The organism is Pseudorhizobium endolithicum, from assembly GCF_902153245.2.
In the GTDB taxonomy this organism is placed as follows: domain Bacteria; phylum Pseudomonadota; class Alphaproteobacteria; order Rhizobiales; family Rhizobiaceae; genus Neorhizobium; species Neorhizobium endolithicum.
The window spans coordinates 35,209-50,832 of record NZ_CABFWF030000014.1 but is presented as its reverse complement, the minus strand read 5'-3'; the positions used below and the strand labels follow the sequence as shown (position 1 = coordinate 50,832).

13 protein-coding genes are annotated in these 15,624 nt (G+C 62.4%); 10 read left to right on the top strand and 3 right to left on the bottom strand.

Annotation, left to right across the window (positions count from 1 at the left end; translation table 11 throughout):
- Positions 1-49: 49 nt before the first annotated feature.
- The gene (locus RTCK_RS15565) at positions 50-1,810 is read right to left on the bottom strand and encodes a glucan ABC transporter ATP-binding protein/ permease (RefSeq protein WP_142522563.1); all 1,761 of its coding nucleotides are present in this window, start codon (positions 1,808-1,810) and stop codon (positions 50-52) included.
- A 294-nt stretch (positions 1,811-2,104) separates the two neighbouring features.
- On the opposite strand from RTCK_RS15565, the gene RTCK_RS15560 reads away from it, so the two are divergent.
- The 5 genes from RTCK_RS15560 (at position 2,105) to RTCK_RS15540 (ending at position 9,777) form a co-directional block, all read left to right on the top strand.
- Positions 2,105-2,845: a helix-turn-helix transcriptional regulator gene (locus RTCK_RS15560; protein ID WP_142522564.1), complete on the top strand. Its 741-nt coding sequence runs from the start codon at positions 2,105-2,107 to the stop codon at positions 2,843-2,845.
- A gap of 96 nt (positions 2,846-2,941) precedes the next feature.
- Entirely contained in the window at positions 2,942-6,412 is a 3,471-nt protein-coding gene (gene pyc / locus RTCK_RS15555) for a pyruvate carboxylase (RefSeq protein WP_142593465.1), read from the top strand.
- 112 nt (positions 6,413-6,524) lie between these two features.
- Positions 6,525-7,709, top strand: a complete 1,185-nt coding sequence (locus RTCK_RS15550) for an MFS transporter (RefSeq protein ID WP_142593464.1) — start codon at positions 6,525-6,527, stop codon at positions 7,707-7,709.
- A gap of 91 nt (positions 7,710-7,800) precedes the next feature.
- Complete coding sequence (ispG, locus tag RTCK_RS15545; RefSeq protein WP_142593463.1) at positions 7,801-9,051, top strand: flavodoxin-dependent (E)-4-hydroxy-3-methylbut-2-enyl-diphosphate synthase; 1,251 nt, start codon at positions 7,801-7,803, stop codon at positions 9,049-9,051.
- Positions 9,052-9,126: 75 nt separating this feature from the next.
- Positions 9,127-9,777 (top strand): OmpA family protein, encoded by a 651-nt coding sequence (locus tag RTCK_RS15540; RefSeq protein ID WP_142593462.1) that lies wholly within the window; start codon positions 9,127-9,129, stop codon positions 9,775-9,777.
- A 72-nt stretch (positions 9,778-9,849) separates the two neighbouring features.
- On the opposite strand, the gene RTCK_RS15535 is transcribed toward RTCK_RS15540, so the two are convergent.
- Entirely contained in the window at positions 9,850-10,764 is a 915-nt protein-coding gene (locus tag RTCK_RS15535; protein ID WP_142593461.1) for a polyprenyl synthetase family protein, read from the bottom strand.
- A gap of 124 nt (positions 10,765-10,888) precedes the next feature.
- Here RTCK_RS15535 and mtgA point away from each other — a divergent pair, with 124 nt between their 5' ends.
- The 3 genes from mtgA to rpmF all read left to right on the top strand — a co-directional run bounded on the left by mtgA (position 10,889) and on the right by rpmF (position 12,678).
- Positions 10,889-11,632: a monofunctional biosynthetic peptidoglycan transglycosylase gene (mtgA, locus tag RTCK_RS15530; protein WP_142593460.1), complete on the top strand. Its 744-nt coding sequence runs from the start codon at positions 10,889-10,891 to the stop codon at positions 11,630-11,632.
- 67 nt (positions 11,633-11,699) lie between these two features.
- Positions 11,700-12,347, top strand: a complete 648-nt coding sequence (locus RTCK_RS15525) for a glutathione S-transferase family protein (RefSeq protein ID WP_142593459.1) — start codon at positions 11,700-11,702, stop codon at positions 12,345-12,347.
- A 145-nt stretch (positions 12,348-12,492) separates the two neighbouring features.
- Positions 12,493-12,678 carry a 50S ribosomal protein L32 gene (gene rpmF, locus RTCK_RS15520; RefSeq protein WP_012067326.1) on the top strand — a complete coding sequence of 62 codons (186 nt, stop codon included), beginning with the start codon at positions 12,493-12,495 and terminating at the stop codon, positions 12,676-12,678.
- 79 nt (positions 12,679-12,757) lie between these two features.
- Here the strand turns inward: rpmF and phaR are convergent, their stop codons facing one another.
- On the bottom strand, positions 12,758-13,333 hold the full coding sequence (gene phaR / locus RTCK_RS15515; protein WP_142522572.1) for a polyhydroxyalkanoate synthesis repressor PhaR: 576 nt from the start codon (positions 13,331-13,333) through the stop codon (positions 12,758-12,760).
- A 237-nt stretch (positions 13,334-13,570) separates the two neighbouring features.
- Between phaR and RTCK_RS15510 the strand changes: the two genes are divergently transcribed.
- Both RTCK_RS15510 and phbB read left to right on the top strand, forming a co-directional pair.
- Complete coding sequence (locus RTCK_RS15510) at positions 13,571-14,752, top strand: acetyl-CoA C-acetyltransferase (protein WP_142593458.1); 1,182 nt, start codon at positions 13,571-13,573, stop codon at positions 14,750-14,752.
- Between the two features lie 96 nt (positions 14,753-14,848).
- Entirely contained in the window at positions 14,849-15,574 is a 726-nt protein-coding gene (gene phbB / locus RTCK_RS15505) for a beta-ketoacyl-ACP reductase (protein WP_142593457.1), read from the top strand.
- Positions 15,575-15,624: the final 50 nt, after the last annotated feature.

The window sequence follows — 15,624 nt, the reverse complement described above, 5'->3', positions numbered from 1 at the left end:
GCTCGTCCTATGGCGAGCTTTTCCGGGTCCATGCCGATCTGCGTGAGCTTCAGGATCGGGCGGCTACCGGTTCCGCGCCTTCGTCTTCCGTCAGGATACCGCTGGTGCGAAGCAGGGAGGTAAACCTTCCCCCACTGCGGCTCAACTCGTCGAAGCTGCCCATTTCGATGATCCTACCGTCGTCCAGGAAGATCACCTTGTCCGCGTCGCGAACTGTCGACAGCCGATGCGCGATGATGAACGTCGTGCGGTTTTCGCGCAGCCGGTCGATGGCCGCCTTGACGCGAGCCTCCGTTTCCACGTCGAGTGCGCTGGTTGCCTCGTCCAGCACCAGGATCGGCGCGTTCTTCAAAATAGCGCGTGCGATGGCGATCCGCTGGCGCTCCCCGCCGGAGAGGCGGTTGCCCCTTTCTCCGACGGAGGTGTCATAGCCGGTCAGGCGGCTCTCGATGAAGTCGGTCGCCGCTGCGGCCTCGGCCGCGCGGGCGATCTCCTCCTCCGTTGCTCCTTCCCGTCCCAGCCGGATGTTCTCGCTGATGGACCGGTTGAGAAGCCCTGCGTCCTGGAAAACCGTCGCGATCGAGTGGCGCAGCGAACGCCGCGTGACGGTCGCGATGTCGGTGCCGTCGATGAGGATCTGCCCCTTCTTCGGGTCGTAGACGCGCTGCAGGAGATTGACGAGGGTGGTCTTGCCGGCGCCGGTCGGCCCCACGATGGCTACCGTCTCGCCGGCTCGTGCCCGGAAGGAGACGTCATGCACACCCTGGGAGGTGCTGGCGAAGTCGAAGGTTACGTTCCTGAATTCCACCTCGCCCCGGATATTCTGCAGTTCAGCCATGCCTGCCGGCTCTTCCCGCTCCTGCACCGAATCCTCAAGGATGAAGAATTCCTCGAGCTTCGCCCGCGCCTCGAAAATCTGAGTTGCGAACTGGCGCATCTGGTCGAGCCGTCCGATGAGCAGGTTGGCAAAGCCTATGAAAGCGATGACGTCGCCGACCCGCAATTCTCCCTGCTGAACCAGAAGCGTGCCGATGATGAGGATGACCATCATCGAAACGGTCGAGGCAGTGCGGTTGAGGGCGCTCGCGAGCGCCCACCAATCAAGGACGGGATACTGCGCCGCCAGGAGGTTTTTGGTGTAATCCTGCAAGGCGCGGGTCTCGGCCTCAATGCGATTGTAGCTGTGCAGGACCGAGACATTGCTGATGGAGTCGCTGACGTGGGAAAAGACGTTGTGGTAGTGGCTTTCCACCGACGCCTGTCCTTCCTTCGTCCGATTCATGACCATCTTGCCGATGATCCAGTAGGTGATGCTCAGAACCACGAGCACCACACTCAGCCGCACGTCCATCGAAAAGGCCGTCGGGATCAGCAGCACCAGAGCGACCGCTGTCGCGAGATGCGTCCGCATGAACTCCAGCCACAGCCCAAAAAGCGTTTCGCTTGCCCTGAGAAGCGTGTGAAGGGCATTCGAGGTCCCGCGCTGGTGATGCCAGGAGAGGGGCATCGAAATGATCCGTCCGAAGGCTTCAGTGAGAAGCGAGGCCCGCCTTCCGTGTGCCAGACGATCGGCTTCCCGCGCAACAAGCACGTAGGCCACGGTATTGAACACGCCGAAACCGGCCCACAGCATGAGGATCGAGACGACTTCTCCTCCGGATGAAATGGCGTCGATGATGCGGCCGAACAATATGGGTTCGGCGATCGTGATGACGGCGAGCACGATATTGGCAAGAACCACTACCGCCACGCGAAACCGGTTCTCGGAGAGGTACCTGAGAGCTCTGGTGTAGACTTGGACCAGCGTCACCTTCCGCTATCCTTTCCTTGTTGTCGTTGCGTGCTGCCTGAAGGCCGCGCCGTGGTCAAGCTTCATATCCGCAGCAGCATGAAGGCGATCTGAACAAAGTTGCCGCAAGGAAATCTCCGTTCGTCGGGGGTGGAACCTCTGCCGCCCTTACCGCTTTGATCCGCGGCAGCCTTCCATATGGCGAAATCTAGCCGTGCAAATTCAACCATGGATAATTGCAACTGCAGGATGATCGACACTTGCGGGAGATTTGAACGTGAGGCAAGACTGCGGGAAGACAGGCTGGGGGCAGCTTTGAATATTCATTCGATTGTACATTTTCTTGTTCTTGCGGGTGAAGCCAAGAGCACAGATGAACTGATAAAACAGCTTGACGCATTACTGGCGTCCTACCGTTTCGACTTCTACGAGCTCGCGATCGACGGGCGGCTTCAGGAGGAAGCAGGAGGCCCGGTCCTGGCGGAACGGTGGCCTGGAGGTTGGAGAGAAATCTACGCCGCCAAGCGCTATGCTCTCGTCGATCCTGCTGCGCGGATGTTGGTGATCGCGCAACGGCCCTATAGGGTTCGCGATGCCCTGCCGCTGATGAGAAACGACCCTCGCCGGTCCCGGGTCCAGCGTATGATGCAGGATGCCGTAAAACACGGGCTTCACGACGGATACATGTTTCCGATCCACGGCCGGACAGGCCTGCTGGGGCACATGGCAATTGGCGGCCGGCCGGTCGATCTTTCTCCGGCGGAGGTTGCACTGTTCGACGCCGCGGCCAAACGGATCATGTGGCGTATGCTCGAATTGCGAGGCCTCGCTTCGGATCTGGAGAAGCCGACGCCCGTAGATATTCCTCTGACACGCAGGGAGCTGGATGTCGTTTCGCACCTGACGCAAGGCCTGACCTCCCCGGAGATCGCCAAGGCGTTGCAGATATCGAGCCATACGGTCGACTGGTACATCAACGGCCTGCAGGAAAAGATGAAGGCAAGGAACCGCCAGCACGTGGTCGCCCTCGCCCTCCGCAAGGGCTTCGTGGCGTAGCTGTTTTCCCTATGCAGGCAAATTGAACTTCCCGGACTTAGCAGGTAATGATCCTTCGCAGTGCAGCATTTGCCTGGTTGATGGAGGAGATCTACCTTGCCCATTTCGAAGATACTGGTTGCCAACCGATCCGAGATAGCCATCCGCGTGTTCCGGGCGGCAAACGAACTGGGGATCAAAACGGTCGCCATATGGGCTGAGGAAGACAAGCTCTCGTTGCATCGCTTCAAGGCTGATGAAAGCTATCAGGTGGGGCGCGGGCCCCATCTGGAGCGGGATCTGGGGCCGATCGAAAGCTACCTTTCGATCTCCGAAATCATACGTGTGGCAAAACTCTCCGGCGCGGATGCCATCCATCCGGGCTATGGCCTGCTGTCGGAAAGTCCGGAATTCGTGGAAGCTTGCAACGAGGCGGGCATCATCTTCATCGGCCCCAGGGCTGCAACGATGCGCCAGCTCGGCAACAAAGTCGCCGCCCGCGATCTCGCCGTCTCCGTCGGCGTGCCCGTCGTGCCTGCGACGCCGCCCCTCCCGGAAGACATGGGAGAAGTCGCGCGGATGGCGGCCGAGATCGGCTATCCGGTGATGCTCAAGGCATCGTGGGGCGGCGGCGGCCGAGGCATGCGCGCCATCCGTTCCGAGGCTGATCTGGCAAAGGAGGTCATGGAGGCCAGGCGCGAGGCGAAGGCCGCCTTCGGCAAGGATGAGGTTTATCTCGAAAAGCTCGTCGAGCGCGCACGCCACGTGGAGAGCCAGATCCTCGGCGACACCCACGGAAACGTTGTGCATCTCTTCGAGCGGGACTGCTCCATCCAGAGGCGCAACCAGAAGGTCGTGGAGCGGGCACCCGCTCCTTATCTTTCCGATGCCCAGCGACAGGAGCTGGCGGAATATTCGTTGAAGATCGCCCGGGCGACGAACTATATCGGCGCCGGTACGGTCGAATACCTGATGGATGCCGACACCGGCAAGTTCTACTTCATCGAGGTCAATCCGCGGATCCAGGTCGAGCACACGGTGACCGAGGTCGTTACCGGCATCGACATCGTGAAGGCTCAGATACACATCCTGGAAGGCGCAGCGATCGGTACGCCGGACTCCGGCGTGCCGCGCCAGGAGGATATCCGTCTCAACGGTCACGCGCTCCAGTGCCGGATCACGACGGAGGATCCGGAGCAGAATTTCATTCCAGACTATGGGCGCATAACGGCTTACCGTTCCGCGGCCGGCTTCGGCATCCGTCTGGACGGCGGAACGGCCTATACCGGCGCCATCATCACCCGTTACTACGACCCGTTGCTGGTGAAGGTCACGGCGTCGGGCAGCACGCCCAAGGAAGCCATCAGCCGCATGGACCGCGCGCTGCGCGAATTCCGTATCCGCGGGGTGGCGACCAACCTCACCTTCCTGGAGGCCATCATCGGCCATCCGGACTTCCAGAACAATTCCTATACGACGCGCTTCATCGACACGACACCCGAACTCTTTACGCAGGTAAAGCGGCAGGATCGTGCCACGAAGCTTCTCACCTATCTGGCCGATGTCAGTGTCAACGGCCATCCGGAAACCAAGGGGCGGCCGATGCCGCCGCCGCAGGCGGCAAGACCGGTCGTGCCTTACATCAACGGTCCGATCCCCGACGGCACGAAACAAAAGCTCGATGAACTGGGGCCGCGGAAGTTCGCGGAGTGGATGCGGGGCGAGAAGCGCATTCTGATGACCGACACGACCATGCGTGACGGGCACCAGTCGCTGCTGGCCACGCGCATGCGCACCTATGATATCGCCCGCATAGCCGGGGTTTATGCGCGGGCGCTGCCCAACCTCTTCTCGCTGGAATGCTGGGGAGGCGCCACGTTCGACGTCTCCATGCGTTTCCTGACGGAGGATCCCTGGGAGCGCCTGGCGCTGGTGCGGGAGGCTGCGCCCAACCTTCTGTTGCAGATGCTGCTGCGGGGGGCAAACGGGGTCGGCTACAAGAACTACCCCGACAACGTCGTCAAGTATTTCGTGCGGCAGGCGGCCAGGGGCGGCATTGACGTCTTCCGCGTCTTCGACTGCCTCAACTGGGTGGAGAACATGCGCGTCTCCATGGACGCGGTGCAGGAGGAGGGCCGGCTGTGCGAGGCAGCCATCTGCTATACGGGCGATCTCCTCAACAGCGCCCGGCCGAAATACGATCTGAAATACTATACGGCGCTGGCGGAGGAACTGGAAAGGGCGGGCGCGCATATCATCGCCGTCAAGGATATGGCCGGTCTCCTGAAGCCTGCTGCGGCTCGTATCTTGTTCAGGGCGCTTCGCGAGGCGACGGACCTGCCCATCCACTTCCATACGCACGACACGTCCGGAATCGCGGCGGCGACGGTACTTGCTGCCGTGGAGTCGGGCGTCGACGTCGTCGATGCGGCCATGGACGCCTTCTCCGGGACGACATCCCAGCCCTGCCTGGGATCGATCGTGGAAGCGCTTGCGGGGACGGAGCGGGACCCGGCGCTCGATCCCGATTGGATCCGCCGGATCTCCTTCTACTGGGAAGCCGTACGCACGCAGTATGCCGCCCTCGAGAGCGACCTGAAAGGTCCCGCTTCCGAGGTCTACCTGCATGAGATGCCCGGGGGACAGTTCACTAACCTGAAGGAGCAGGCCCGCTCGCTCGGCCTCGAGTCGAAGTGGCACAAGGTGGCCCAGACCTACGCGGACGTGAACCAGATGTTCGGCGACATCGTGAAGGTGACGCCCTCGTCGAAGGTCGTGGGCGACATGGCATTGATGATGGTCAGCCAGGAGCTGAGCGTCGCTGACGTCGTCAATCCCGCAAAGGACATCGCCTTCCCGGAATCCGTCGTCTCCATGCTGAAGGGAGATCTCGGCCAGCCTCCGGGAGGATGGCCGGAAATGCTCCAGAAGAAGGCCTTGAAGGGTGAGAAGCCCTACACGGCACGGCCGGGATCGCTCCTCCCGGAAGCGGATCTGGAGGCGGAGCGGAAGGAGATAGAGACCAAGCTCGAGCGCTCCGTCAGCGATTTCGAATTTGCATCTTACCTCATGTATCCCAAGGTCTTTACGGATTTCGCTCTGGTCAGCGAGACCTATGGCCCGGTTTCGGTGCTGCCCACCCATGCCTATTTCTACGGGATGGCGGATGGGGAGGAACTGCTTGCCGACATCGAGCAGGGTAAGACGCTGGTGATCGTCAACCAAGCCATGAGCGGTACCGACGCCAAGGGCATGGTCACGGTCTTCTTCGAGCTGAACGGCCAGCCGCGTCGTATCAAAGTGCCGGACCGCGCCCACGGAGCATCCGGCAGCGCCGCCCGCCCGAAGGCGGATAACTCGAACCCGAACCATGTCGGAGCTCCGATGCCGGGCGTCGTCTCGACCGTTGCTGTCTCGGCAGGACAGGCTGTCAAATGCGGCGATGTGCTCCTCTCCATCGAAGCAATGAAGATGGAGACTGCGTTGCACGCCGAGCGCGACGGGACCGTGGCGGAAGTTCTCGTGCGCACGGGGGACCAGATCGACGCCAAGGATCTGCTGGTCGCCTTCGACGGGGGAGAGGCGTAGCTGTTCACACCTGCTCGTGCCGCTACACAAAAAGTGAGATCACGTACCCTGGCGCGGCTTGTCATGCTAATCGATTTAACTAAGTTCGCCGCAGCATGATGGGATGGTGAAGATGGATGTATCTCGCGAGGGCGCGGCGGCGCGGAGCAGTTATGTGACGCGGGAGCGCCTGGCAGTGGCCCTCCTGTTCCTGATGAACGGTTTCATGGTCGGTGCGTGGGCTCCGAAGATCCCGGAGTTCGCGAGCCGGCTTTCGCTTTCCGAAGGCGGACTGGGGCTGATGATCCTGATCTTCGGTCTCGGCTCGCTGGTCATGATGCCGATCGCCGGGAGCCAGATCGCGCGGCTCGGCTCCAGCACCGTCTCCCGCATTGCCGCCGTTCTTGCCACGCCGACCCTGTTTCTTCTCACGCTGGTCGGCGACGTCTGGACCGGCGCGGTGGCAATCTTCCTGTTCGGCGGGCTGATCGGCGCCATGGACGTTGCGATGAACGCGAATGCGGTCGCGGTCGAGAAGTTCATGCGGCGGGCGATCATGTCCTCCTGCCACGCCTTCTGGAGCCTTGGCGGCCTGTTGGGGGCTGCAAGCGGCGGGTATCTCATCGAGCGCCTGGGAGTGGTCGGCCATGCATTGCTCGTGACGGTTCTGGCTGGCGCCATGGTGATGGCCGCATGGCAGATGATCCTTCATGATGCGCCCCATCCCGAGGAAGTTGCGGAGCGGGCACGTCTTCCCCGGTCCGGGCTGCCCTGGCTCATCGGTCTCATGGCTCTGTTCTGCATGATCCCGGAGGGCGCGGTTATCGATTGGAGCGCTCTCTACCTGCGCGAGGAATTGGGATCCTCGGTGACGGCCTCCGGCTTCGCATTCGCGGCCTTCTCCCTCACCATGGCCATTATGCGCTTTGCCGGGGACCTGGTCCGCGACCGCTTCGGTGCTGTGCGGACGCTGCGGGTCTGTGCGGTGGTCTCGGTGACAGGCCTGCTGATCGCCGGTTTCGCGCCGGACGAGACCGTCGCGATCATGGGGTTTGCTCTGGCAGGCATCGGCGTCTCCAACCTTGTCCCGATCGTCTTCTCGGCGGCCGGCAACCTGCCGGGCATGCAGCCGGGAGTAGGCCTGTCGGTGGTCACGACGATGGGATATTCCGGAATCCTGGTCGCGCCTTCCGCGATCGGTTTCATAGCAGAGTATACCGGTTTGGCCGTGATCTTTGCCGGTCTGTCGATCCTGCATCTCGTGGTCCTGCTGCTGTCTCCGCTGGCACGCCATGCGGATGGCGTGCGGCACGATTGAGGGCGGGAGCCGAGGACGGAAGCCCCGGCGGTTGACAAGCCACATTTGATCCTCCACCTGAAAGGCATCCATCCCAGCCGACGAGACCCGAATGTCCACATGCCTTGAGTACGATCCGAAGCCGCGCCGGACGACGGTCGCCGTCGATGTCGGCGGCGTGATCGTCGGTGGCGGCGCGCCGGTCGTCGTCCAGTCCATGACCAATACGGACACGGCCGATGTGGACGCGACCGTAGCGCAGGTCGCGGCTCTCCATCGGGCCGGCTCGGAAATCGTGCGCATCACGGTCGATCGGGACGAGAGTGCCGCCGCCGTGCCGAAGATCCGCGAACGTCTGCTGCGCCTGGGCATGGACGTGCCGCTGGTGGGCGATTTCCATTATATCGGCCACAAGCTTCTTGCGGATCATCCGGCCTGTGCCGAAGCGCTTGCCAAATACCGCATCAATCCCGGCAATGTCGGCTTCAAGGACAAGAAGGACAAGCAGTTCGCCGACATCATCGAGATGGCGATCCGCTACGACAAGCCGGTGCGCATCGGGGTCAACTGGGGTTCGCTGGATCAGGATCTCCTGACGACCCTGATGGACCGCAACGCTGCCGAAGGCTCGCCGCTCTCCGCCCGGCAGGTAATGCACGAGGCGATCTGCCAGTCGGCGCTGATCTCGGCGGAGCTGGCGGAAAGCATCGGCCTGCCGCGCAACCGGATCATCCTGTCGGCCAAGGTCAGCCAGGTGCAGGACCTCATCGCCGTCTATTCCATGCTTGCCGAACGCTCCGGCCATGCCCTGCACCTCGGCCTCACCGAGGCCGGCATGGGGACAAAAGGCATCGTGGCCTCCTCCGCCGCCATGGGCTATGTGCTGCAGCAGGGGATCGGCGATACGATCCGGGTATCGCTGACGCCCGAGCCGAACGGCGATCGCACCCGCGAGGTACAGGTGGCCCAGGAACTGCTCCAGGTCATGGGCTTCCGCCAGTTCATCCCGGTGGTTGCCGCCTGCCCCGGTTGCGGCCGCACCACCTCCACTGTCTTTCAGGAGCTCGCGCAGCGCATCCAGGAGGACATCCGCAAGAACATGCCCGTATGGCGCGAGAAATATCCCGGCGTCGAGGCGCTCAACGTCGCGGTGATGGGCTGCATCGTCAATGGTCCCGGCGAAAGCAAGCATGCCGATATCGGCATTTCGCTTCCCGGCACCGGCGAGACGCCGGCGGCACCGGTCTTCATCGACGGCAAGAAGGCTCTGACCCTGCGCGGCCCAGACATCGCCGCTGATTTCGAAAAGCTGGTGATCGACTACATAGAGCAGCGCTTCGGACAACGCTCCGCAGCGGAATGACCTATCCTTGTCCCCGTGCTGCCGTATTTCGTGGTAAATGACGATTCACCACAGACGACGGGGACATCGATTCGAATGATCAAGAAGCTCGCATTCGTCGCGCTTGCAGCGACCTATCTTTCCGCATGCACCACGACCGACCCCTATACCGGTCAGCAGAAGGTTTCCAATACGGCCGGGGGCGCCGCCATCGGCGCCGGTCTCGGCGCCCTCACCGGTCTTGCAATAGGCGGTGACGGGAAGGGCGCACTGATCGGTGCCGCAGTGGGCGGTCTCGCCGGCGGCGCCATCGGCAACTATATGGACCAGCAGGAAGCCGAACTGCGGGCGCAACTGCAGGGCACGGGTGTTTCGGTCACCCGCATGGGTGACCGCATCGTTCTCAACATGCCGTCCAATGTGACCTTCGCAACGGATCGGGATCAGGTGATCCCACCCTTCTATCCGACGCTGGACTCCGTTGCGATCGTGCTGAACAAGTTCAACCGCACGCTCATCGACGTCAATGGCCATACGGATTCGACGGGAAGTCTTGCCCATAACCAGGGTCTGTCGGAGCGGCGCGCCGCGTCGGTCGCCAACTATCTGGCGAGCCGCGGCGTCGACCAGCGCCGCATGTCGACGATGGGCTTCGGGCCGTCGCAGCCGATTGCCTCGAACGCCACGCCGGAGGGCCGTGCGCAGAACCGCCGCGTCGAGGTCATGATCGCGCCGATCACGCGTTGACCGGTCCATCCCGACGGGCCGTCACTGGCGGCTCGTCAGGAGCCGTCGCATTCCGATCCGGAGCCCGGATCGTCAGTTCTTCCGGTCCGCAATAAATTGTGCTGCCTGCTGCAGGATGGAGGCGCGGGGACCGAAACCGGCGAGGAGGTCGATGGCCTCCTGCGCGAGGGTGGCAAGCCGCTCTTCCGCCCACGCCGTCCCGTGCAGTGCCACCAGCGTTCCCTTGCCTCGACCGGCGTCCTTGCCGGTTGCCTTGCCCATGATCGCGGCATCGGCGGTAACGTCGAGCAGATCGTCCGCGAGTTGGAAGGCGAGGCCGATCTTCTGGCCGAAGGTCCGCAACCGCTGTCGGTCCTCCGTATCGGATCCCGCCACGATGGCGCCTGCCTCGCACGCAAAGCGCAGGAGAGCTCCGGTCTTCATCGCCTGCAGGGTCAAAATTCCCGCTTCATCGGGCGGAGACTTCTCGGCGGCGAGATCCAGCGCCTGCCCTCCGGCCATGCCGCCGATACCGGACGCCCGTGACAGGGCTAGGATCAGTTCGACTTTCGGCCTGTCCGCCAGCCGCGTCTCCGGTGCCGCGATGATGTCGAAGGCGAAGGTCAGCAGGCTATCCCCGGCAAGGATCGCGGAAGCCTCGTCGAATGCCTTGTGGACGGTTGGTCGTCCGCGCCGGATATCGTCGTTGTCCATGGCCGGCAGGTCGTCGTGGATCAGGGAATAGCAGTGCACGCATTCGAGCGCGCAGCCGACTCGCGCAGCGACCTGCGGATCGCCTCCCAGAAGCGCTGCGCTTTCCTGCACGAGGAAGGGCCGCAGGCGCTTGCCGCCGTTCAGCGTTCCGTGCCGCATTGCCGCCAGCAGCGACGCCGGCCGGGCGATCTCGCCGGCCAGGCGGCTGTCGCCAAGCAGAGAGGCCAGAAGTGCCTCTGTTCGCTTGGCGCTTTCGATGAGGTGTTGTTCGAACGACTTCAAGGACATGGTCATGGCGGCTGTTTGGCACGAGTGGAGGCCAACTTCAACGTGCCCTGCGAATGGGTGGTAAGATTTGGCCGATCCACTGGTCATCGCTTGCGCCAAACGTTAAGAGTCGCCGACGCGAGAGGCGAAATTGGACGTTGTACCGGAACGACAGGTAGAAGAGGGGGAGGAGGGATTGCGGCATAGCCGGCAATCATCGGCAGCGCGCTTCCTGCGCCGGCTCATCCTTGTGGTGCTGGTCGTGCTGATCGCTCCCTATCTGCTCATTCTTCTCTATACGCCGCCGTTCGTCCACCCCGTCTCGACGCTGATGCTGGCGGATCTTGCTCTGCTTAGGGGTTATGAGCGCCGGTGGGTGGCTCTGGAAGATATTTCCCCCAATCTCGTCCGATCGGTGATGATGTCGGAAGACGGACAGTTCTGCCGGCATTCCGGGGTGGACTGGGGGGAAATGAAGGCGGTGGTCCAGGAGGCCCTGGAGGGAGAAGCGACGCGCGGCGCGAGTACGATTCCGATGCAGACGGCCAAGAACCTCTTTCTCTGGAACGGCAGGTCCTTCGTCCGAAAGGGGCTCGAAATGCCGCTGGCGATCGCCGCGGACTTCTTCTGGTCCAAACGCCGGCTGATGGAGATCTACCTCAATATCGTCGAATGGGGACCTGGAATCTACGGTGCGGAAGCTGCCGCTCGGCACCATTTCGGCGTTTCAGCCAAGGACCTGAGCCGCAGGCAGGCGGCGCTTCTGGCGGTGGCGCTGCCGAATCCCATTACGCGCGTCGCCGGCAAGCCCGGCAGGGGGATGCAGCGGCTTGCCGGGGTGGTGGAGCGAAGGGCGCGCAACTCCCGGGATTACGTCACATGTATTTATCAGTGACGTCGAGACTTTTCATTGGTCCCGCCGAGTAAAGCTGGGTAGCTATTGCGTGCGCGTGGAGAACCCGATGACCCAGCTTACCCTTTATATTGGCAACAAGAACTATTCCTCCTGGTCGTTCCGTCCCTGGATCGCCTTGACGGCGGCCGGCATTCCCTTCGAGGAAGTCCTGATACCCTTCGACTTCCCTGCCGGTAATCCCCGCTTCTTCGAGGTATCGCCGACGGGGCGGGTCCCGGCCCTTCATCACGGGCCGCTGCGGGTCTGGGAGTCGCTCGCGATCATCGAATATGTCGCGGAGCTCTTTCCCGAGCGGCATCTTTGGCCGGAAAATGCTGCGTCACGCGCTATCGCGCGTTCGATCTCCATGGAAATGCTCTCGGGCTTCCGCGCCCTCCGCGGCGCCTGCCCGATGAACATGCGTCGCGAAAAACGGAAGATCGTCCTTCCGGAAGGCGTAACGGACGATGTCGCCCGTATTTCCACGATCTGGAGGGAATGCTGCGAGATGTCGGGAGGCCCCTTCCTCTTCGGCCGTTTCTCTGCAGCGGACGCGATGTTCGCTCCGGTGGTCAATCGGTTCGATGTCTACGATCTGCCGGTCGACAGGGATGCGCTTACCTATATGGACGCGATGAAATCGCATCCGGCCTGGATCCGATGGCGCGAGGCCGCCCTTGCGGAAACCTGGATCGTTCCGGAGGACGAGGCTTAGGGCTGCGGTGATTTTTTCCCTGCGGGGACTGGTCAAGCGGGGGATCAGCATGTATAAGCCGCCCAAATTTCCGATATTGAGGCTTGTCCAGTTCGGCTAAATTCGGCCGGGGACGACGCTTTGCACGAAAAGTGGAGTAACGAGAATGGCTGTACCGAAGAGAAAAACGAGCCCGTCGAAACGCGGTATGCGCCGTTCGGCCGACGCGCTGAAGGCTCCGACCTACATCGAAGACAAGAACTCGGGCGAGCTCCGTCGTCCGCATCACATCGACCTGAAGACGGGGATGTATCGCGGCCGCCAGGTCCTGACGCCCAAGGAAAGCGCATAACGCTTTCGGATGATTTCGAAGAAAAGGCCGGTTCTCCCGGCCTTTTTTGTTGCTTCGCGCCCGCGGTTGGCGGCTTGGGTCAGAGATTGTCCAGCCTGTTCTGGAGGGTCCGCAACTGCTCCTTCAGCTCCTCGATATCCTTCGGATCGGACTTCTTCGACGAGGATGCTGGCGGCTGGGTCCCGAAGGGCGAGAACATCTGCATCGCCTGACGGAACATTTCCGTGTTCCGGCGAACCTGTTCCTCCATCAACTGCATCGGGGCCTGCAGGTTTTTCGACAGCGAGGTGTCTCCGAAAGCCCGGCTCATCTGCTCGCGCATCTGGACCTGCTGCTGGGCGAACGCCTGCATCGAATGCTCCAGGAATGTCGGCACCACCATCTGCATTTGGTCGCCGTAATAGGAAATGAGCTGCCGCAGGAAGGAGATGGGGAGCAGGGTGTTCCCGGTCTTGGATTCCTGCTCGAAGATGATCTGCGTGAGGACCGAGTGGGTTATATCCTCACCGGTCTTGGCGTCCTGCACGACGAACTCCTCGCCCTTCTTCACCATCTTGGCGAGGTCTTCCAGCGTGACATAGGTGCTGGTGCCGGTATTGTAGAGGCGCCGGTTCGCATATTTCTTGATGACTGTTTCGCCGTCGGTCTTGGCCATTCTTCGCCTCCTCGCTCCTCACATCTGCACGCCGGAGGAGCTCTCCCCAATGGACTGTATGCGCAAACGAAGCGGGCTGACAACGTTTTTGTGCGCCGCGGCGGGAAGCGGTCCGCCGTGGCGCAAGGCTTTCAAATGTCGAATTACTTTCCGATGAAAGTCGCAGTCCCGGCCGTTTGACTTCGCCTCGAAGCTTTGTCAGTCTTTGAGCAAAAGCGAAATGACCAGGAGACACCCGTGACGCAACCATCGATCGTGATCGCATCCGCCGCCCGCACGGCCGTGGGCTCCTTCAACGGCGCTTTCGCCAACGTGCCGGCCCATGAACTCGGGGCCGCAGCCATAAAGGGTGCGCTATCGCGGGCGGGCGTCGAAGGCGGCGAGGTGGATGAGGTCATCCTTGGTCAGGTGCTGCCTGCGGGAGAAGGGCAGAATCCGGCCCGCCAGGCCGCGATGAAGGCCGGCGTCCCGCAGGAGGCAACGGCCTGGGGCGTCAACCAGCTTTGCGGATCGGGATTGCGGGCCGTGGCGCTCGGGCTGCAGCAGATCGCGCTCGGCGATGCGAAGATCATCGTCGCCGGGGGGCAGGAATCCATGTCCATGGCGCCGCATGTCGCCCATCTGCGCGGCGGCGTGAAGATGGGCGACATGAAGATGATCGACACCATGATCAAGGACGGCCTGACGGATGCCTTCTACGGCTATCACATGGGTATCACCGCCGAAAACATCGCCCGCCAGTGGCAACTCTCGCGCGACGAGCAGGACCAGTTCGCCGTCTCCTCCCAGAACAAGGCGGAGGCGGCCCAGGCTGCCGGCCGGTTCAGGGATGAAATCGTGCCGTACGTCATCAAGGGCAAGAAGGGCGACGTCTCCGTAGAGGACGACGAATATATCCGTTTGGATGCCACGCTCGACAATATGGCCAAGCTCCGGCCCGCCTTCGATAAGGAAGGTACGGTTACGGCGGGGAATGCCTCCGGCATCAACGACGGCGCCGCGGCTGCGGTGCTGATGACCGAGGACGAGGCGGTACGGCGCGGCATTCAGCCGATGGTGCGGATCGTTTCCTGGGCGACGGCCGGCGTCGATCCCCAGATCATGGGCACCGGGCCGATCCCCGCGTCCCGCAAGGCGCTGGAGAAGGCCGGGTGGAGGGCGGCCGATCTCGACCTCGTAGAGGCCAACGAGGCCTTCGCCGCTCAGGCCTGCGCGGTCAACAGGGAACTCGGCTGGGATCCGGCGATCGTCAACGTCAACGGCGGCGCGATCGCCATCGGCCACCCGATCGGCGCCTCCGGTGCCCGCATACTGAATACGCTTCTGTTCGAAATGAAGCGGCGAAAGGCCAGGAAGGGCCTTGCCACGCTCTGCATCGGCGGCGGGATGGGCGTCGCCATGTGCTTCGAAGCGATGTGAAGCGGCTTACGCCTCCTGCCGGAGGCGACACCTGCCTTGAAGTCGAACTTGATGCCAGGGGTCCTCGAGATCCTCAGACCGGAGAGGGAGCAGTCGATGACCAGGGTAGCAGTGGTAACGGGCGGCACGCGCGGCATCGGAGCGGCAATCTGCGTGGCGCTCGGCGCAGCAGGCTTCAGGGTCGCCGCCAACTATGCCGGCAACGACGACAACGCCAGGATCTTCGGAGCGGAGACCGGAATTCCCGTCTTCAAGTGGGATGTCTCGAACTATCACGCCTGTTCTGAGGGCGTGAGGCAGGTAGAAGCTGAGCTCGGTCCGGTCGAAGTGCTCGTCAACAATGCCGGAATCACCCGCGATGCCATGTTTCACAAGATGACGCCCGAGCAGTGGAACGAGGTGATCGCGACGAACCTGACAGGGCTCTTCAACATGACCCATCAGGTCTGGGCAGGGATGCGCGACCGCAGTTTCGGGCGCATCATCAATATCTCGTCCATCAACGGACAGAAGGGCCAGATGGGCCAGGTCAACTATTCTGCCGCCAAGGCAGGAGACCTCGGCTTCACCAAGGCGCTCGCTCAGGAGGGTGCTGCGAAGAACATCACGGTGAACGCCGTATGTCCCGGCTATATTGCCACTGAAATGGTCAAGGCGGTTCCCGAGCAGGTGCTGAAGGAACGGATCATCCCGCAGATACCGGTCGGACGGTTGGGGAGCCCCGAGGAGATCGCGCGTTGCGTAGTGTTCCTGGCCTCGGAGGATGCGGGCTTCATCACGGGGTCAACGATAACGGCGAATGGTGGACAATATGTCGCCTGATGGCCGCGGCGGACGGACAAACAAAAATCGGCGCCGAACGATCGGCGCCG

Excerpts from the sequence above, each read along its gene's own strand:
- RTCK_RS15550 (WP_142593464.1), top strand. The coding sequence starts at position 6,525 with ATGGATGTATCTCGCGAGGGCGCGGCGGCGCGGAGCAGTTATGTGACG.
- ispG (WP_142593463.1), top strand. The coding sequence starts at position 7,801 with ATGTCCACATGCCTTGAGTACGATCCGAAGCCGCGCCGGACGACGGTC.
- RTCK_RS15540 (WP_142593462.1), top strand. The coding sequence starts at position 9,127 with ATGATCAAGAAGCTCGCATTCGTCGCGCTTGCAGCGACCTATCTTTCC.
- RTCK_RS15535 (WP_142593461.1), bottom strand. The coding sequence starts at position 10,764 with ATGACCATGTCCTTGAAGTCGTTCGAACAACACCTCATCGAAAGCGCC.
- RTCK_RS15525 (WP_142593459.1), top strand. The coding sequence starts at position 11,700 with ATGACCCAGCTTACCCTTTATATTGGCAACAAGAACTATTCCTCCTGG.
- rpmF (WP_012067326.1), top strand. The coding sequence starts at position 12,493 with ATGGCTGTACCGAAGAGAAAAACGAGCCCGTCGAAACGCGGTATGCGC.
- phaR (WP_142522572.1), bottom strand. The coding sequence starts at position 13,333 with ATGGCCAAGACCGACGGCGAAACAGTCATCAAGAAATATGCGAACCGG.
- phbB (WP_142593457.1), top strand. The coding sequence starts at position 14,849 with ATGACCAGGGTAGCAGTGGTAACGGGCGGCACGCGCGGCATCGGAGCG.